This is a genomic window from Actinomycetospora sp. C-140, from assembly GCF_054796175.1.
On sequence record NZ_JBTWNF010000010.1, the window covers coordinates 191,283 to 208,348 of the forward strand.

General features: G+C 74.0%; 21 protein-coding genes. 8 read left to right on the forward strand and 13 right to left on the reverse strand.

The annotated features are described in order from the left end of the window. Nucleotides 1-25: 25 nt before the first annotated feature. Both ACR9E3_RS18250 and ACR9E3_RS18255 read right to left on the reverse strand, forming a co-directional pair. The gene (locus ACR9E3_RS18250; protein WP_460381928.1) at nt 26-1,444 is read right to left on the reverse strand and encodes a glucose-6-phosphate dehydrogenase; all 1,419 of its coding nucleotides are present in this window, start codon (nt 1,442-1,444) and stop codon (nt 26-28) included. A 70-nt stretch (nt 1,445-1,514) separates the two neighbouring features. Continuing rightward, a complete protein-coding gene (locus ACR9E3_RS18255) occupies nt 1,515-2,930 on the reverse strand; it encodes an MFS transporter (RefSeq protein WP_460381929.1) in 1,416 nt (471 codons plus the stop codon). Nucleotides 2,931-3,248: 318 nt separating this feature from the next. Here ACR9E3_RS18255 and ACR9E3_RS18260 point away from each other — a divergent pair, with 318 nt between their 5' ends. Next, nucleotides 3,249-3,377, forward strand: a complete 129-nt coding sequence (locus ACR9E3_RS18260; protein ID WP_460381930.1) for a hypothetical protein — start codon at nt 3,249-3,251, stop codon at nt 3,375-3,377. A 78-nt stretch (nt 3,378-3,455) separates the two neighbouring features. Here ACR9E3_RS18260 and ACR9E3_RS18265 read toward each other — a convergent pair whose 3' ends face one another. Continuing rightward, nucleotides 3,456-3,995, reverse strand: coding sequence for a GNAT family N-acetyltransferase (locus ACR9E3_RS18265; RefSeq protein ID WP_460381931.1), 540 nt, complete (start codon nt 3,993-3,995; stop codon nt 3,456-3,458). Nucleotides 3,996-4,024: 29 nt separating this feature from the next. Next, on the reverse strand, nt 4,025-4,264 hold the full coding sequence (locus ACR9E3_RS18270; RefSeq protein WP_285654849.1) for a hypothetical protein: 240 nt from the start codon (nt 4,262-4,264) through the stop codon (nt 4,025-4,027). A 125-nt stretch (nt 4,265-4,389) separates the two neighbouring features. Between ACR9E3_RS18270 and ACR9E3_RS18275 the strand changes: the two genes are divergently transcribed. Both ACR9E3_RS18275 and ACR9E3_RS18280 read left to right on the forward strand, forming a co-directional pair. After that, entirely contained in the window at nt 4,390-4,776 is a 387-nt protein-coding gene (locus ACR9E3_RS18275) for a hypothetical protein (RefSeq protein ID WP_460381932.1), read from the forward strand. Between the two features lie 27 nt (nt 4,777-4,803). Further along, entirely contained in the window at nt 4,804-5,127 is a 324-nt protein-coding gene (locus ACR9E3_RS18280; RefSeq protein ID WP_460381933.1) for a hypothetical protein, read from the forward strand. 1 nt (nt 5,128) lies between these two features. Here ACR9E3_RS18280 and tenA read toward each other — a convergent pair whose 3' ends face one another. Continuing rightward, on the reverse strand, nt 5,129-5,800 hold the full coding sequence (gene tenA / locus ACR9E3_RS18285) for a thiaminase II (RefSeq protein WP_460381934.1): 672 nt from the start codon (nt 5,798-5,800) through the stop codon (nt 5,129-5,131). Between the two features lie 113 nt (nt 5,801-5,913). Between tenA and ACR9E3_RS18290 the strand changes: the two genes are divergently transcribed. Beyond that, complete coding sequence (locus ACR9E3_RS18290) at nt 5,914-7,560, forward strand: purine-cytosine permease family protein (RefSeq protein ID WP_460381935.1); 1,647 nt, start codon at nt 5,914-5,916, stop codon at nt 7,558-7,560. A 39-nt stretch (nt 7,561-7,599) separates the two neighbouring features. Beyond that, a complete protein-coding gene (locus ACR9E3_RS18295; protein WP_460381936.1) occupies nt 7,600-8,577 on the forward strand; it encodes a cobalamin biosynthesis protein in 978 nt (325 codons plus the stop codon). A gap of 25 nt (nt 8,578-8,602) precedes the next feature. On the opposite strand, the gene ACR9E3_RS18300 is transcribed toward ACR9E3_RS18295, so the two are convergent. Genes ACR9E3_RS18300 through ACR9E3_RS18310 form a run of 3 tightly spaced genes read right to left on the reverse strand, consistent with a single transcriptional unit; the run spans nt 8,603 to nt 10,749 of the window. Next, the gene (locus ACR9E3_RS18300; RefSeq protein WP_460381937.1) at nt 8,603-9,448 is read right to left on the reverse strand and encodes an SURF1 family cytochrome oxidase biogenesis protein; all 846 of its coding nucleotides are present in this window, start codon (nt 9,446-9,448) and stop codon (nt 8,603-8,605) included. Nucleotides 9,449-9,478: 30 nt separating this feature from the next. Next, complete coding sequence (locus ACR9E3_RS18305) at nt 9,479-10,246, reverse strand: fructosamine kinase family protein (protein ID WP_460381983.1); 768 nt, start codon at nt 10,244-10,246, stop codon at nt 9,479-9,481. Nucleotides 10,247-10,287: 41 nt separating this feature from the next. After that, nucleotides 10,288-10,749 (reverse strand): low molecular weight protein-tyrosine-phosphatase, encoded by a 462-nt coding sequence (locus tag ACR9E3_RS18310; RefSeq protein WP_460381938.1) that lies wholly within the window; start codon nt 10,747-10,749, stop codon nt 10,288-10,290. A 119-nt stretch (nt 10,750-10,868) separates the two neighbouring features. Between ACR9E3_RS18310 and ACR9E3_RS18315 the strand changes: the two genes are divergently transcribed. From ACR9E3_RS18315 to ACR9E3_RS18325, 3 genes are read left to right on the forward strand one after another with little or no spacing between them, the layout of a single operon-like run. Continuing rightward, a complete protein-coding gene (locus ACR9E3_RS18315; protein ID WP_460381939.1) occupies nt 10,869-11,690 on the forward strand; it encodes a Nif3-like dinuclear metal center hexameric protein in 822 nt (273 codons plus the stop codon). Then, the gene (locus ACR9E3_RS18320; RefSeq protein WP_460381940.1) at nt 11,687-12,430 is read left to right on the forward strand and encodes a zinc ribbon domain-containing protein; all 744 of its coding nucleotides are present in this window, start codon (nt 11,687-11,689) and stop codon (nt 12,428-12,430) included. The genes ACR9E3_RS18315 and ACR9E3_RS18320 overlap by 4 nt, the downstream gene beginning before the upstream one ends. Then, nucleotides 12,430-13,095: a histidine phosphatase family protein gene (locus ACR9E3_RS18325; RefSeq protein ID WP_460381941.1), complete on the forward strand. Its 666-nt coding sequence runs from the start codon at nt 12,430-12,432 to the stop codon at nt 13,093-13,095. Before ACR9E3_RS18320 ends, ACR9E3_RS18325 begins: the two co-directional genes overlap by 1 nt. A gap of 3 nt (nt 13,096-13,098) precedes the next feature. On the opposite strand, the gene ACR9E3_RS18330 is transcribed toward ACR9E3_RS18325, so the two are convergent. From ACR9E3_RS18330 to ACR9E3_RS18350, 5 genes are all read right to left on the reverse strand, one after another. After that, nucleotides 13,099-13,791, reverse strand: a complete 693-nt coding sequence (locus ACR9E3_RS18330; RefSeq protein ID WP_460381942.1) for an alpha/beta hydrolase — start codon at nt 13,789-13,791, stop codon at nt 13,099-13,101. Nucleotides 13,792-13,809: 18 nt separating this feature from the next. Next, on the reverse strand, nt 13,810-14,073 hold the full coding sequence (locus ACR9E3_RS18335; RefSeq protein WP_460381943.1) for a hypothetical protein: 264 nt from the start codon (nt 14,071-14,073) through the stop codon (nt 13,810-13,812). 89 nt (nt 14,074-14,162) lie between these two features. Continuing rightward, nucleotides 14,163-14,897, reverse strand: coding sequence for a MerR family transcriptional regulator (locus ACR9E3_RS18340; RefSeq protein WP_460381944.1), 735 nt, complete (start codon nt 14,895-14,897; stop codon nt 14,163-14,165). Nucleotides 14,898-14,983: 86 nt separating this feature from the next. Next, a complete protein-coding gene (locus ACR9E3_RS18345) occupies nt 14,984-16,111 on the reverse strand; it encodes a DUF2332 domain-containing protein (protein ID WP_460381945.1) in 1,128 nt (375 codons plus the stop codon). A 64-nt stretch (nt 16,112-16,175) separates the two neighbouring features. Further along, on the reverse strand, nt 16,176-17,030 hold the full coding sequence (locus ACR9E3_RS18350) for an oxidoreductase (protein WP_460381946.1): 855 nt from the start codon (nt 17,028-17,030) through the stop codon (nt 16,176-16,178). Nucleotides 17,031-17,066: the final 36 nt, after the last annotated feature.

Sequence of the window (17,066 nt, forward strand, 5' to 3'; positions counted from 1 at the left end):
GCACCGAAGTTCGCTCACATGGGGCTCAGCCGGGGAGGACCCAGCCCACGGGGTCGGCGAGGCGCAGGGCCGACTCGGGGCCCCACGAGCCGGGCGCGTAGGGCTCGGGCGGCCGGTGGTCGTCGAGCACCTCGGCAGCCGCGGTCCACACGTCCTCGAGCCCGTCGGGGCGGGTGAAGAGCGCGCGGTCGCCGGCGAGCACGTCGTGGATCAGGCGCACGTACGGCGGCAGCGGGTCGCCGCCCGAGAGGCTGTCGAGCGGGATCTGGGTCCACGCGGTGCCGAGCTCCGACGAGGCGCCCGGCGTCTTGACGTTCATCGACAGCGCCAGGGCGCCGTCGCCGGCGAGGTCGAAGCACAGCACGTTGCCGCGGGTGGGCAGGTCGCGCTCGTCGACCGGGCCGTTCTCGGGGTCGCGGAAGACGAGGTTGACCTTCTGGTGGCTCGCGGCCATCCGCTTGCCGGTGCGCATCAGGAACGGCACGCCGCGCCAGCGGTCGCTGTCGATCCACAGGCGGGCCGCGACGAAGGTCTCGGTGGTGGAGTCGTCGGCGACGTGGTCGAGGTCGCGGTAGCCCTCGAACTGCCCGCGGACCACCTCGTCGCGCTGCAGCGGGCGGAAGTGGCGCACGGCCTCGTCGCGGGCGGCGGCGACGTCGTCGGCGCGGAACGTGGGCGGCGGGTCCATCGCCACCTCGGCCGCCACCTGGAACAGGTGCGTCACGAGCATGTCGAGCACGGCGCCGGTGGCGTCGTAGAACTCGGCGCGGTCGGCGACGTCGAGGACCTCGGGCACGTCGATCTCCACGGCCGCCACGTGGTGGCGGTCCCAGGAGCTCCCGAACAGGCCGTTGGCGAACCGCAACGCGCGCAATTCCTGGGTGGCCTCCTTGCCCAGGAAGTGGTCGATCCGGAAGACCTGGGATTCGTCGAGGACGTCGTGCACGACCTCGTCGAGCTTCCGGAAGCTCTCCAGGGAGGTCCCGAACGGCTTCTCGTAGACGACACGGGCGCCCTCGGCGAGGCCGTGGGCGCCGATCGCACGGGTGTACTCGCCGAACGTGCTCGGCGGCAGGCCGAGGTAGTGCACGAGCTGGGCGTCCTCGCCGATCTCGCCGCGGGCCTCCGCGATGCGGTCGAGCAGCTCGCCCGGGTCGTCGGCGGTGAACCCGCCGCCGGCGAAGCGCAGTCCCGCGGCGAACTCGTCCCACGGCCCGTCGTCGGGCGTCAGGCCGCCGAACTGTTCCAGGGCCTCGTGGACCTCGTCGCGGAACTCGTCGTCGGTCTTGGTGCGGCGCCCGTTGCCGATGAGGCGCCAGTCGTCGGGCAGGAGCTTCTCCTGCACGAGACGGAAGAAGGACGGCAGGACCAGACGCTTGGCCAGGTCACCGGTCGCCCCGAACAGGACGAAGACGGTGGGGCCGGGGGAGTCGGGTGCGGACACGGGCTCATCGTGCCCGTGATCCCGCCGCCCGACACCCCCGGCAACCCACCGAGGTGAGCCCGGTGGTGGCTCAGTCGCGGGAGGCGACCAGTTCGCGGGCCTCCTGCTCGGTGGACACGGCCGGGTTGGAGCCCGGCAGCGGCTTGCCCGCCGTCTCGCGGAGCTTCACCAGCACCGCGACGCCCGCGAGCCCGGCCAGGATCAGGTAGACCGCGGGCCAGCCGCCCCACCCGGTGGTGGGCACCAGGGCCGTCATGATCAACGACGTCGTGCCGGCGAAGGCCGACACGAAGATGTTGAACGAGATCGCCAGGCCGCCGTACCGGATCTCCGTCGGGAACAGCGCCGGCAGCGTCGACGGGCAGGTCGACGAGAACAGGATGAGCAGCAGCGCCATCACGGCGAGACCGAGGGCGACCAGTGCCACCGACCCGCTGCTGAGCAGCACCATCATCGGGCCCGCGAGAACGATCGTCCCGATCGCGCCGACCCAGAGCATCGGTTTGCGGCCCACCCGGTCCGACAGCCGGCCCAGGAACGGGATGGCGAAGACCGCGGCCCACAGGATGATGATCTGGAGCCACTGGGACGTCGTGCTGTCGATGGCCGTCCCGCCGACGAGGGTGACGTTGTCCTCGAGGTACGTCGGCATGTAGCTGGTGAGCATGTAGTTCGGGACGTTCCAGGCCACGACGAGCCCGCCCGCGGCGAGCATCGCGGGCCAGTACTTTCCGAACAGCTCCTTCAGCCCGGCACTGGCTTGCTGGCCCTCGCGCTCCTCGGATTCCGAGAGCAATGTCTGGAAGGCCGGGGTCTCCTCGAGCTTCGTGCGGAGGTAGACACCGACGATGCCCAGCGGCAGCGCGATGAAGAACGGGATGCGCCACGCCCAGGTGGAGGCGAACTCCTCGGTCGAGACCAGCGGGATGACCGTCGCGACGGTCGCGCCGAGGGCGTAGCCGATGAACGTCCCGCACTCGAGGAAGCTGCCGAAGAAACCGCGGCGCCGGTCGGGGGAGTACTCGGCGATGAACGTCATCGCGCCCGCGTACTCACCGCCGGTGGAGAAGCCCTGCACGATGCGGCAGAGCACGAGCAGGATCGGCGCCCAGATGCCGATCGCCGAGTACGGCGGGATGAAGCCGAGCAGGAACGTGCCGATCGCCATCATGATGACGGTGATCGACAGGACCTTGGTGCGGCCGATCCGGTCGCCGAGCGGCCCGAAGAACAGCCCGCCGAGGGGGCGGACCAGGAACGACACCGCGAAGCCGGCGAAGACGCCGATCTGGGCGAGCGTCGGGTTGTCGGGCGGGAAGAACTGCTCCTCGATGGTCGTCGCCAGGTAGGCGTAGACCCCGAAGTCGAACCACTCGGTGATGTTCCCGACGGCGGCGGCGCCGACGGCGCGCTTCATCGTGCCGGTGTCGGTGACGGTGACGCCCTCGGGCACTCCTCCGGAGCCGCCGGACTCTGTCTGCGTCATGTCATCTCCCCTCACCCCGCTCGGGGACGCTGTTGTCCGAATTGCCGGAAACGTGCGCGATGTCGTTAACGCCCGTTTACTTCGCGTACTCGTCGGACACTACTGAACGGCTCGGCGGTACACACGGCGGAACGGTGACGTTGCTGTGAGTGGAGTCATGCCGCGCGGGGCGAACGCGATGGAACATCACCCGAGATCGACGCGTCTCTAGGGGTGGATGCAGACAGCATCCACGGTTCGCAAGTGTCGGCGGATCGGTCGGGTCATCCGGACCCGGTCACCGACCACGACGCGTGCACGTGGTGAGGAGGAGCCGTCATGGCGGCAGTGTTCATCGGCATGATCGTGAGTGCGGGAGCGGGCGTCGGGGTGGCTTCGGCCCTCGTGCGTCACGCGCAGCGCAACTGGAGCCGGCGCCCGGCGGTCGCGGCCGCCGTCCAGGCCTGAGCCCCGAGCGCAGCCCACGGTCCTGACGGGCCGTCCCGCATCTCGCGGGGCGGCCCGTTCTCGTGTGCGTGGGGGACCTCAGCCGTCGGGACGCAGATCGATCTGCATGAGCACGGTGTCGGCCCACTGGCCGTTCTTGTAGCCGACCGACGGCATCCGGCCGATCTCGACGAACCCGAGCCGCCGGTGCAGCACGATCGACGGCGTGTCGTGGCGCGACCCCGGCAGGGCGGCGATCACGGCGACGACCTGGCGCACCTCGGTGGGCCGCACCTCGTCGAGCAGCCCGGCGAGCAGGCGCGAGCCGAGGCCGCGGCCGGCGGCCTCCGGTGCGATGTAGATCGAGTCCTCGACCGTGTAGCGGTAGGCCGCGTGCGGGCGGAACGGCGCCGCGTAGGCGAAGCCCTCGACCTCGCCGTCGACCTCGGCGACGAGGAAGGGCAGCCCGGGGTGCGCATCCGCGATGCGCTCGCGCCAGTACTCGTCGGAGGGTGGTTCCTCGACGAACGTCGCGATCGACTGCAGGACGTAACCGGCGAAGATCGCCGCGACCCGCTCCGCGTCCTGCGCGGCCGCGGGACGCAGCACACCGGTGGCGGTGGCGGGATCCGTGGACACGGCCCCGATTCTGGACCCTCTCGCCGCGCCTACTCCACGCGGACCAGGGAGAACTCCCACTCGCCGCTCGGCTCGTTGTAGCGGGTGCGCTCGTAGATCGCGTGCTGACCGGCGCCCGCCATGTCCGAGACGGTGCGGCGGATACCGTGCTCGCCGGTCGGCAGCGGGATGCGCTGGAGCAGCGGCGGCTCCCCGCCGGCGTCGTCGGGCAGCGTGATCGACCCGGCTCCCTGCAGGGGACCGTTGACGTACCGCACCGCGAACTCCATGTGCCCTCCCAGACGCGTTCGGCACACCCTACGACTCCGGCCCGAGATCGTCACCGGCACCGGCGCGGCCGTGTTGCCCCGTTCGGCTGACTGCTGAGCGTTCAAGTACCACGTAGCGTGGCCTGGTGCGGTCCGCTCTCCTCCTGCTCGGCGGCCTGGTCCTCCTCGGGGCCGGCGTCGCCGTCATCGCGCTCGAGGTCCCCGGGCGGTGGGTGATCGGGCCGGCGCTCATCGTCGTCGGCGTCCTGGTGAAGATCGCCGGCTTCCTGCTCACCGGCGACGCCGCGCCGTCGCCGACCTCCGGCGCCCGGCGCACCGTGACCACGCTCGGCCCGCCCGCCTCCGAGCGGACGCGCGGCGGTGTCCCGATGACCCGGTCGACCCGGCGCGGCGAGCGCCCCCGGCCGGCCCGGGCCGCGGCGCGCACGGCCCGGTCCAGCGAGGTCGCGCGCGAGGCGGCGCTCGCGCGGACGCGCTCGCGGCACGGCACGGGCCGCCGTCGCGCGTCCTGACCTCCGGCGCCGGTCTAGGGTCCTCGCGTGGCCGCCGCCTGGGAGTACGCGACGCTGGAGATCTCGGCGGTGGGCCTGGCCGAGGACGCGCCGGCGGGCGGCGACCGGGGCGACGCGGCCGAGTGGCAGATCTACGCGATCGGCCCGGCCGGGGAGCTGATCCTCGAGGAGTTCCGGCCCTACCGCGTGGCGTGGGCGCGCGTCTACGCCGAGCAGCTCAACCGGCTGGGACAGCAGGGCTGGGAGCTCGTGGGCCTCGCCGGCCCGCAGCACGCGCCGGTGCCGACCGCGCCCGGCACGGCGCACCACGTCGTCGAGACCCGGTTCGTGCTGCGCCGTCCCGCTCCGTGAGTCACACCGGCCAGCTCTCCTGCCGCCAGGCCGCGTCCCAGAACATCCACTCGTAGCGGCACGTCGTCACGTAGTGCTCGCGCACCCGCGCGCGCTCCGCGTCGCCGAGGGTCGGCCCGACGCGGTCGGTGAGCGCGAGGACGGCGTCCACCACGGCCTGGAACTCCTCGCCGCCGTACATCGCGATCCAGCGGGCGTAGAGCGGATCGGGGGAGGAGTCCTCGAGCAGGGCCTCGCCGACCTTCGCGTAGATCCAGTAGCACGGCAGCACCGCGCCGAGGCCCTCGGCGAACGAGCCGCCGTGGCAGGTCGAGAGCAGGTAGCTGGTGTAGGCGGTGGTCGTCGGCGCGACCGGGACGGCCGCCGCGGCCTCCGCGGTCAGCCCCAGCGCGTCGGCGAGACCGGCGTGCATGTCCTGCTCGGCGGCGATGGCCCCGGCCGCGTGCTGGGTGAACATCACGGTGTCGTCCGCGGTGGGGGCGCGGGCGCCGAGCACGGCGAGCGCGCGGGCGTAGCCGCGCAGGTAGTGGGCGTCCTGCACGACGAAGTGCCGGAAGGCGGCGTGCGGCAGCGTCCCGTCGGACAGGCCGGTGAGGAACGGGTGCTCGCGGACCCGCGCGTACACGTCGGCGCCGGCGGTCCAGAGCTCGTCGCTGAAACCCACGGCGACCATCCCATCACGGAAGGTGTCCACTCGCGGCTGTAGCGGCGCTGTCACACACACGTCACAGAGGGGTTGCAGCGTTCGACGTGACCACACCGGCCGCTCACACGTCGGGAGCCTCCTTGACGACCGAACCCGCCACGTCCGGCGCCGCAGGCGCCCCTGCCGCGCCCCCGAAGGACACCGCCACCCGCGAGAGCCTCGAGGACTACACGCTCCGGTTCGCACCGCGCAGCTACCGGCGGTGGACGCCGTTCGTGGTCGGCGGCTCGGCGCTCGGCGGCATGGCCTACATGGCGGACTTCTCGATCGGGGCCGGCATCGGGCTGCAGCACGGCACCGGCAACGCCCTCTGGGCCATCGGCGTCGCGGCGCTCGTGATCTTCGTCAGCGCCTTCCCGCTCGCGTACTACGGCGCGCGCTACAACCTCGACCTCGACCTGGTCACCCGCGGCTCGGGTTTCGGCTACTACGGCTCGGTGATCACCGCGGTGATCTTCGCGAGCTTCACCTTCATCTTCTTCGCGCTCGAGGGCTCGATCATGGCGCAGGGCCTGCGCTACGCCCTGTCGATCCCGCTGTGGATCGGCTACCTGCTCTCGACGCTCGTCATCCTGCCGCTCGTGATCTACGGGATGAAGGCGCTGACCAAGCTGCAGACGTGGACCAACCCGCTGTGGGTCGTGCTCATCGTCGCGCCGCTGGTGTTCCTCGTCGTCGCCGACCCGGGCTCGGTGAGCCGCTTCCTGGCCCACCCGGGCACCGAGGGCTCCGGGGTGGACTTCGCCTCGATCATGCTCGGGGCGGGGGTCTCGTTGGCGCTCATGGCGCAGATCGGCGAGCAGATCGACTACCTGCGCTTCATGCCGCCCAAGACCGCGGAGAACAAGCGCCAGTGGTGGACCGCGGTGGTGCTCGGCGGGCCGGGCTGGGTGTTCTTCGGCGCGGTCAAGCAGATCATCGGGGTGTTCCTCGCCGTCCTGATCCTGGCCGAGGTCGGCGCGGACGCGGCCGTCGAGCCGATCGAGCAGTTCGACCGCGCGCTCTCGGCGATCTTCCCGACGTGGCTCGTGATCCCGCTCGCCCTGCTGCTCGTGGTGCTCTCGCAGGTGAAGATCAACGTCACCAACGCCTACTCCGGCTCGCTGGCGTGGACCAACGCCTTCACCCGCGTGTTCAGCCACTACCCGGGCCGCATCACGTTCCTGTTCGTCAACCTCGGGATCGCGCTGGTCCTCATGGAGGCGAACATGTTCAGCTTCCTCAACGGGCTGCTGGGCTTCTACTCGAACTGCGCGATCGCCTGGGTCGTCACCGTCGCCACCGACATCGCGGTGAACAAGTACCTGCTCAAGCTCTCGCCGAAGCGGCCCGAGTTCCGCCGCGGGATGCTGCACGGCTGGAACCCCGTCGGCGTCGTCTCGTTCCTCGCCGCCTCCCTGCTCTCGATCGCGGCGTACTTCGGCCTGCTCGGGGCGTTCCTGTCGTCGTACTCGACGATCGTGGCCATCGTCGTCGCGGTGGTGCTCACGCCGCTGATCGCCGTCGTGACGCGCGGCCGGTACTACCTGCGGCGCACCGACGACGGCATCGACGAGCCCTACCTCGACGCCGACGGCAACCCGTCCTCGACGCCCTACCTCGACCAGGTCTCGGGCCAGGAGTTCGAGCGTCCCGACATGCTCGCCAGCGCGAAGGGCGGCTACATCTCCTCGCTGTCGCTCTCGGCGGACAAGACCGGGGAGCACGTGCTGCCGGCGCAGCAATGAGATCGTCCCGCGTGTGACAGCGCGAGGGGCACGTTCCGCATGATCGACAGGCGCCGGCGCCTGCGGATGGTGCCTCTCGTCTCGGCGCGGGCCGCGGGGCTCGCGCTCGGGGTGCTCGCCGACGCCGTCCTCGGCGACCCGCGCCGCGGCCACCCGGTGGCGGCGTTCGGCGCGGTGGCGTCGTGGCTCGAGCGCCGGTGGTGGGCCGACCGCCGGGCGCCCGGCGTCGCGTACGCCGCGGTGCTCGTCGGCGGCGCGGTCGGCCTGGGTGCGCTGGCCGAGCGCGCGGCGGCCCGTCCGGTGCCCCGGGTCGTGGTGACGGCCGCGGCGACCTGGGCGGTCCTCGGCGGGACGTCGCTCGCCGGCGAGGGTGCGGCGATGGCGGCGTCGCTGTCGGCGGCGGACGTCGACGCGGCGCGGCGCCGGTTGCCGCACCTCTGCGGGCGGGACCCGTCCGCGCTCGACGCCGACGGGCTCGCGCGCGCCGCGCTGGAGTCGGTCGCCGAGAACACCGCCGACGCCGTCGTCGCACCGCTGGTGTGGGGCGCGGTCGCGGGCGTGCCGGGCCTGCTCGGGCACCGGGCGGTGAACACCCTCGACGCGATGGTGGGCCACCGCTCGGCGCGGTACGCGCGCTTCGGCTGGGCCTCGGCGCGCGCCGACGACGTGGCCGGCGTGGTGCCCGCCCGCGTGTCCGCCCTGGTGACGGCCGCCTGCGCGCCGCTGGTCGGCGGGCGCCCGGCCGACGCCGTGCGGGCGTGGCGCCGCGACGCCCCCGCGCACCCGAGCCCCAACGCCGGCCCCGTCGAGGCGTCGTTCGCGGGCGCGCTGGGCCTGCGCCTCGGCGGGCGGACGGTCTACCCCTACGGCCCGCAGGACCGCCCGGTGCTCGGCGACGGCCGCGCCCCCGTCGTCACCGACCTCCCGCGCGCCGTCCGCCTCTCCCGCGCCGTGGGTCTGGCGACGGCGGCGTTCGTGGTCGCCGTGGTGTCAGCCTGGCGTCCACGCTCGCGTTGAGCGTCAGAAAAGCCACCCGCTCGACTCAGCGTCGCCCGTAGCGGTCCGCGAGCTTCTCCTCCGTGCTCGGCGAGGGCCGCGCGTCCCACGGCGTGCCGTCGGCGGCGTCGCGGGGGTCCTGGCGATCGCGTTCGCGGTGCGGCTCGAGGCCGTGGGCGCGGCGCCACTCCAGGCGCGCGAAGTAGATCCACGCCCCGATGGCCATCAGCCCGAAGATCAGCCACTGCCAGGCGTAGGAGTACGACGGGTTCGGGTCGGGCGGGGGCAGCGGGACGGCGGTGAGCACCCCGGGCTGGCCGGGCAGCAGCTGCACGTAGCCCGGGCTGGTGGGCACGCCGCCCGCGGCGGCGACCGCGGGGGCGTCGGCGGCGTAGACCTGCCGGTGGCCGTCGGCGACGACGGCGGGCCTGCTGGGCGGGCCCTCGTCGAGGCGCTGGTAGCCGGTGAGCGTCACGGTCCCGGCCGGCGCTGGCGCGATCGGGGGCAGACCGCCCGCGTCGCTGCTGCGGACGTAACCGCGGTCGACGAGGACGGTCTCCCCGGTGGTGGTGACGAGCGGGGTCATCACCTCGGTGCCCGGCGACCCCTCGATGGTCCGGAGCCGGACGAGGACCTCGCCCTCGGGGCGGTACGTGCCGGCGACGGTGACCTGGCGCCACGCGACGTCGGCGGCGGGCTCCGCCCCGGGCGCGACGAGCTCCGAGCGCGGCACCGGCGCGGTCGCCACGGCACGCTCCAGCGCGGCGTTCGTGCCGTCGCGCTCGACGCTGCGGTGGAACTGCCACGGGGCGAGCAGGTAGGCGCACGCGAACGCGAAGGCGACCACGGCGAGCGTCAGCGCGATCCACCCGGGTCGCAGCAGGAACCGCACCGCGCCAGGCTACGTGAGCAGTTGGCGCCCCTATGGGGTCGCCAACTGCTCACAGACGTCGAGGGCGCGGGAGCCGTACCCGCCGCCGAACAGCACGGCGTGGACGAGCAGCGGGAAGAGCTGGTGCAGCCCGACGCGGTCGCGCCAGCCGTCCGCGAGCGGCGCGGCCTCGTCGTAGGCGGCCAGGACCGTGTCCAGCTGCGGGGCGCCGAAGAGCGCGAGCATGGCCAGGTCGGTCTCGCGGTGCCCGCCGTGCGCGGCGGGGTCGATGACCCAGCCCTGCCCGCCGGACCACAGCACGTTGCCGGTCCACAGGTCGCCGTGCAGCCGGGCCGGGGGCTCGTCCGCGCCGCCGACGCCCTCGAAGCGCGCACACGCCTGCTCGACGAGCGCGACGTCGTCGGCCGAGAACGTGCCCTGGTCGCGGGCCTGCCGCGCGTAGGGCAGGACGCGGTGCTCGGCGTACCAGGGCGCCCAGGCCGACCCGGTCTCGTTGACCATCCGTGCGTTCCCGATCCAGGCGTGGACGGGTCCGCCCGGGGGCGGGGACCCGAACGCCGGCGCCCCCGCGGCGTGCAGGGCGGCGAGGCCCCGGCCGAAGGCCGCTGCCGCAGCCTGCTCCGGGCGACCGGCCGGCACCCGCGTCGACACCATCCGGCCCTCGGCCTCCCCGAGGACCTCGGGGACGCCGACGACACCGGGCTCGGCGAGCCACCGCAGCCCCGCGGCCTCGGCCGCGATCGCCGAGGGCTCGCCACCCTTGACGACGACCTCGGTGCCGTCGTCGAGGGTCTCCATCCGCACGCCGTGGCCGGAACCCGCCAGCAGGTCGTCGACCGTCACGGGCGGACCTCCGCCACCAACCCGGGCATCGCCGCCTCGACCATGTCGATCACTTCGTCGAATCCGCCCGGGCCGCCGTAGTACGGATCGGGCACCTCGGCGCCGGCGGGGGCCTCGGGGTCGAACGACCGGAGCAGCACGACGCGCCCGGGGTCCGCGCCGGCGGCCACCAGGTCACGCACGTGACCGTCGGTCGCCGCGACCAGCAGGTCGGCGCCCAGCTGCCCGCGGTCGACCTGGCGGGCCGTGTGCGTCGTGTCGTAGCCCCGCTCGCGCAGGGTCGCGGCGGCGCGCCGGTCCATCGGCTCCCCGGCGTGCCAGGACCCGATGCCGGCGCTGCTCACCTCCACGGTGTCGCTGAGACCCGCCTCGGCGAGCCGGGCGCGGAACACCTTCTCGGCGACGGGGGAGCGGCAGATGTTGCCCGAACAGACGAAGACGACGTGCACGTCCGTCATGCTCCCGCGCGCCCCGGACGGCGACGCGAACGGGGACTTCGGGCGCAGAGAAGCAACGAACGCCACGTTCGCTGCACCACAGGCGAGCACCACAGCCGCGGTGGGCAGAATGGACGGCCATGCTCACCGTCGCCGAGGCCGCCGCCGCGCTCGAGGCCGCCTACCCCCCGGCGCTGGCGCAGGACTGGGACGCCGTCGGGCTCGGCGTGGGCGACCCCGACGAGCCGGTCCAGAAGGTCCTGATCGCCGTCGACCCCCTCCCGGCCGTGATCGACGAGGCGATCGCCATCGGTGCCGATCTCCTCGTCACCCACCACCCGCTGCTGCTGCGCGGCGTCCACGGGGTGGCGACGACGGGGCCGAAGGGGTCGGCGATCCACCGCCTGATCCGCGCCGGCACCGCGCTGTTCACCGCGCACACCAACGCCGACGCCGCGCGTCCCGGCGTCTCCGACGCGCTCGCGGACGCCCTCGGCGTCACCGTCGAGCGCCCACTGGAGCCCGCCGCGGACAGCACCGTGGGCATCGGGCGCCTCGGCACGCTGCGGCAGCCCGAGACCCTCGCCGCGTTCACCCGCCGGGTCGCCGACGCGCTCCCGCCGACCGCGTGGGGCGTGCGCGCCGCCGGGGACCCGGCGAGGACCGTCGAGAGGGTCGCCCTCTCCGGCGGGGCGGGGGACTCGATGCTGCACCTCGCGCGCGCCGCGGGCGTCGACGTCTACGTCACCGCGGACCTCCGCCACCACCCGGCGACCGACCACCTCGCCGAGCCCGGCGCGCCCGCGCTCGTCGACGTCGCCCACTGGGCGTCCGAGCACCCGTGGTGCGCCCAGGCCGCGAGCGTGCTCGCCGCGGCCGACCCGGGCCTGGACATCACCGTGTCGACCATCCGCACCGACGCGTGGACCGTCGGAGAGCCCTCAGGAGCCGTGATCGCATGAAGGCCGACCCGACCGCGCAGCGCCGCCTGCTGGACCTCGCCGCGCTGGACGCGGAGCTCGCCCGCGCCCAGCACCGCCGGCGCACGCTGCCCGAACAGACCGCCGTGGAGGAGGCCGAGACGACGGTGGCCGGCCACCGCGACGCCGTGGTGCGCGCGCGGACGTCGGTCAGCGACCTCGGCCGGGAGGTCGCGAAGCTCGAGCAGGAGGTCACCCAGGTCCGCACGCGCGAGGAGCGCGACCGCGGGCTCGTGGACTCCGGGAGCGTCTCGGCGAAGCAGGTGACCGACCTGTCCCACGAGCTCGACACGCTGGCCCGCCGGCGTGGCGTCCTCGAGGACGAGCAGCTCGAGCTCATGGAGCGCCTCGACGCGGCCGAGACCGACCTGGCCCACGAGCAGGGCGAGCTGGAGAAGGCCGAGACCACGCTGGCCGACGCGGCGGAGCGTCGCGACGGCGTGCTCGGCGACCTCGACGTCCTCGAGGAGCGCCGCGGCGCCGAGCGGACCGAGCTCGCGAAGGAGCTCCCCGCGGACCTCGTGGGCCTCTACGACCAGCTCCGGGCCCGCAGCGGCACCGGGGCCGGCGAGCTGACCGGCAACCGGTGCGGCGCCTGTCGGCTGGAGATGGACCGCAGCGAGCTGCGCGACGTCGCGGCGGCCGCGCCCGACGAGGTGGTGCGCTGCGAACAGTGCGGCGCGATCGTCGTGCGCACCGCGAAGACCGCGGGCACGAGCTGATGACGACCGCCGGGGCCTGGACGGGGCGCGGCAACACCGCGCCGACCCGCGTTCTGCTGCTCCGTCACGGGCAGAGCCCGCTGTCGGTCGAGCGCCGCTACTCCGGTCGCGGCGACCCCGAGCTGACCCGCGACGGGCTGGAACAGGCCGCGGCCGCCGCGACCGCCCTGGCGGCCCGGACCGTCGCCACCGACGGGCACATCCGGGCGGTGATCAGTTCGCCGTTGATGCGCGCCCGGCAGACCGCCGAGCCGGTCGCGGGCGTCCTCGGCCTCGGGGTCACCGTCGACGACCGGCTCACCGAGACCGACTTCGGCACCTGGGAAGGCCTGACGTTCGCCGAGGCGTCCGCCCGTGACCCCGAGGTGCACCGGGCCTGGCTCGCGGACAGCTCGGTCAGCCCACCGCAGGGCGAGAGCTTCGACCTCGTGGCCGGACGGGTGAACGCGGCGCTCGACGACCTGCTGCGGCGCTGGCCCGGGCAGACCGTGGTGCTGGTCAGCCACGTGACGCCGATCAAGCTGATCCTGCGCCGGGCGCTCGACGCGGGCCCGCAGATGCTCTACCGGCTGCACCTCGACCTGGCATGCCTGTCGATCGTGGAGTTCTGGCCGGACGGTGGCGCCTCCGTGCGCCTCGTGAACGACACCTCGTTCCTGGCCTGACCGTCAGCGGGGGACGCGCCCGTCCACCAGGTCCGTCGCCGAGACGACCAGGTCCGGGCTCTGCCACTGGATGTAGTGCGAGTCGCCGGTCGCGATGGTCTGCGGGGTGTTCGGGCGCAGCGCGACGATGTCGGCCTGCGCCCCCTCGTAGAACCGGTTGATGTCGTCCACGGTGAGGCCGGGCGGCGGCGGGAGCGTGATCTGGAAGGGCTCGGTCTTGGTCAGCACGGCGATCGGCACCGGCGGGAACGGCGGGGCGGCCGCCACCTGGGCGACGCTCGCGTCGATGTCGATCCGCTCTGACTCGGGGGCGGCGAGCACGGTGCCCGGCGGGACCGCGTTGAGGTAGGCGTCGCGGTAGAGCGGCCAGCCCGCCCCGAAGACAGCGGGCACCGTCGCGGAGAACGCGTCGACGAACACGACGCCCGCGACCTGCTCGGGATGGGTCTGGGCGTAGAGCCGGGCGAACAGCCCGCCGAGCGAGTGCGCCGTGAGGACGTACGGGCCAGGGACGCCCGCGGCCCCGAGGGCGGCGTGCAGCTCGGCGACGACGTCCGTCGCGGTGCGCGGCTGGGGCACCGGCGTCGTCCGCTCGGTCAGCGGGTTGCCGTCGAGGGTGACGCGCAGGGTCCCGGGGCGGTCGTAGACGCAGACCCGGTGGTCGCGGGCGAGCGCCACCGGCACCGCCGGACCCACCGCCGGAGGCTGGATGATCTAGTCGATGCTCCACGCGTCGCCCGAGTCGTGGTACCCGGAGATCAGGACGACGGTGTGGCGGCCCGGCGCGTTCGTCCCGTGGCACTCCACGTAGACGCTGCGGCCGCCGACGTCCACGGCCTGCGCGAAGTCGCCGGCCGCGCCGCTCGGGGGCGGGGGCGTCGCGGCCGCGCCGGTGCACGCGGTGAGCGCCGCGGTGAGCACCGTGGTGAGCACCGCGACCAGCACGGCTCCCCGGAGCCCGGTCCCTCTGCCGATCATGCGTCCTCCGCGTCCGATGCCCGACGGCGAACGCTAGGGACGCGGGGTGCCCTGCGCTGTCACCCGGCGGACAGTGCGGTGGCGCCGCGCTACCCGGCGGGCGCCTGCTTGGCGATCTCGGTCTCGATCCGGACCAGGACGTCGATCTGCGCGCCGTTGTAGAGCTCGCGCAGGGCGGCCCCCACCGTCTGCTGCGCACGGCGTCCGTCGATCGGGGCGTCCTCGCCGAGGACGAGGGGCGGGTGGGCGGCGCGCAGCGCGGCGAGAGGTCCGGCCATCCGCTCGGCCAGCGCCTGGCGCGCCGGCTCGTCGGCGTCGGCGCTCAGGTCGTCGAACTCGCCGAACGCCGGGTCGTCGGGGGTGTCCCGGACGAGGTCCGCGTAGGTCTGCAGCCCCTGCGAGCCCAGCACCCGGCTCAGCACCACCGAGAACGACCGGTCCGCCTCGGAGAACCGCGCAACCTGGCGGACGTCGCTCAGCTCGGCGGGCAGGTCGGCCGACGCGGACCGGTCGAGGATGGTGGCGAGCTCGAGGCGGGCGCGCTGCAGCCGGTCGATGGTCGCGGCGAGCTCGGCGTCGAGGGTGCGCAGGGCCTGCTCGGGGTGGTCCTCGGCGTCGCCCATCTCGGAGATCCGGGTGAGCGAGAACCCGAGGTCGACGAGGCGCTTGATCCGCAGGAGGCGCACCAGGTGCGCCACCCCGTACTGCTTGTAGCCGTTGGCACGACGCTCGGGCTCGTCGAGGAGGCCGACCTCGTGGTAGTGCCGCACCGCGCGCAGACTGGTGCCGGCGAGCTCGGCCAGCTGCTTGGTGCTCCAGGCCATGGGTCCGCTCCTCGGGCGATGTGTCCGTTTCCCACACACAGTGGAAACCGTGCCGCCACGGCATGGTCAAGCGTGCCGTGGATCACTCACACGTCCGCCAGCCACTCCAGCCACGCGCCGCCGGGATGGGCGAGCCCGAGGATCTCGCCGTCGGAGGTGCCGTCACGGCCGATCGACAGGTGCCCGACGACCCCGGTGACGCCGGCGCGCGTCGCCGCGAGCGCCCGCGGCGGCACCGGCAGGTACTGGGTGCTCTCCGTGCCCTCCCCGCCCAGCGGCACCAGGGGGTCCACCGAGATCCACTCGACGTCGCGGCCCAGCGCCGCGAGCTGCCGGCGGAACCGGGCGCGCTCGTCGCCGGTGAGGAAGACGTGGACGTAGGTGTCGACGAGGACGAGCCGGGCGTCGCCCGGCATCCCCGCGCACACGTCGAGCAGGCCGTCGACGACGTCGGCGCGCGCGGTGGTCGCCGGGTGCTCGCGGGCGACGGTGGACGCCGCGGCGAAGCGGTCGACGGCCGTCGTCTCGGGCGGGATGCACGCGGCGAGCCAGTCGAGCACGCGGTGGTCGTCGAGGTCGAGGGGCTCGACGTCGACGCCGACCCGCGCCGCGATGTCCGGCATGCGCGCGGGCAGGGGCGCCGGGCGGCCGCGCAGCTCGGGGGCGATCGTCAGGGCGGCGTCGTCGTCACCGAGCGTGCGACCGCCGAAGTCGTACCGGTAGCGGTCGAGGTGCAGCCCGAGCCCCGCGCCGGTGCCGAGGTCGACCAGCGCGATCGGCTCGGCGGGGTCGAGCCGGCTCAGGGCGGCGAGGACGTCGGCGCTGCGGGCGACCTCGTTCATCTGGTACCGGTGCTCGGCGCAGAGCTGGCCCAGCTCCCCGGCGTGCTCGCGGGCGAACGCCACGAGCGCGGGCCGGTAGCCGTCGTCGAGGGCGGGCTGGCCCGACCCCGGCGTCGGGTAGTAGCCGGCGAGCGGCACCGGTCCGTGCCGGGCCACGAGGAAGCGGATCGCGGCGCTGAGCAGCAGCGGCGGCAGCCGGTCGGCGGGGACGGCGGCCGCCAGCGCGAGCAGGTCGGACTCGGTGGCGATGGCGCGGAAGCTCTCCGCGGTCAGGGCCCACTCCGGCGGCGCGTCGGGCGGCGACCAGCCCGCCGCGATGCCGAGGGCCTGCTCACGGACACGGGCGCGGGCCTGCGCCTCGAGCGACGTCACGCGCCGTAGCCTGCCGAGCCCCGGGCCGGTCGTGCAACGCGACGCGGCCCGGGACGGCGGCGACTCAGCTGATCGCGTCCAGCTCGGCGACGGCGTCAGCGGGCAGGACGAGGTCGGCCGCGGCGAGGTTCTCGCGCAGGTGACCCCGTGACGACGTGCCCGGGATGAGCAGCATCGCGGGCGAGTGCTGCAGCAGCCACGCCAGCGCGGTCTGCTGCGGCGTCGCGCCGACGCGCTCGGCGACGGCGGCGAGCGTGTCCGACTGCAGCGGCGAGAAGCCGCCGAGCGGGAAGAACGAGGTGAACCCGATCCCCGCCGCCGCGCACTCGGTGAGGATGTCCTCGTCCTGGCGCGCGACGAGGTTGTAGAGGTTCTGCACGCACACCACCGGGGCGACGGACCGGGCCTCGGTGAACTGCGCGTGGGACACGTTGCTGACGCCGAGGTGCCGGATCAGGCCCTGCTGCTGGAGCTCGGCGAGCACCCCGAACGGCTCCGCGAGCGACGTGTAGGGGTCGTCGGAGACCCGCAGGTTGACGACGTCGAGGGCCTCGACTCCCAGGCGCTCGAGGTTCTCGTGCACCTCGCGGATCAGCTCCTCGCGCGACGTGTCGAGGTTCCACGCGCCGTCGTCGCCGCGGCGGCAGCCGACCTTGGTGACGATCCGCAGGTCGGCGGGGTAGGGGTGCAGCGCCTCGCGGATGATCTCGTTGACGACGAACGGGCCGTAGAAGTCGGCGGTGTCGAGGTGCGTCACGCCCCGGTCGACGGCCTCGCGGAGCACGGCGACCGCCTCGTCGCGGTCGCGCGGCGGCCCCATCACGTGGGGTCCGGCGAGCTGCATCGCGCCGTAGCCCATGCGCGTGAGGACGAGGTCGTCGGCGAGGGCGAGGCGGTCGGTCAGTTCCGAGGTGGTCATGGGTCCTACCTTCATCTCGACTCGCGGTGGCGGGGA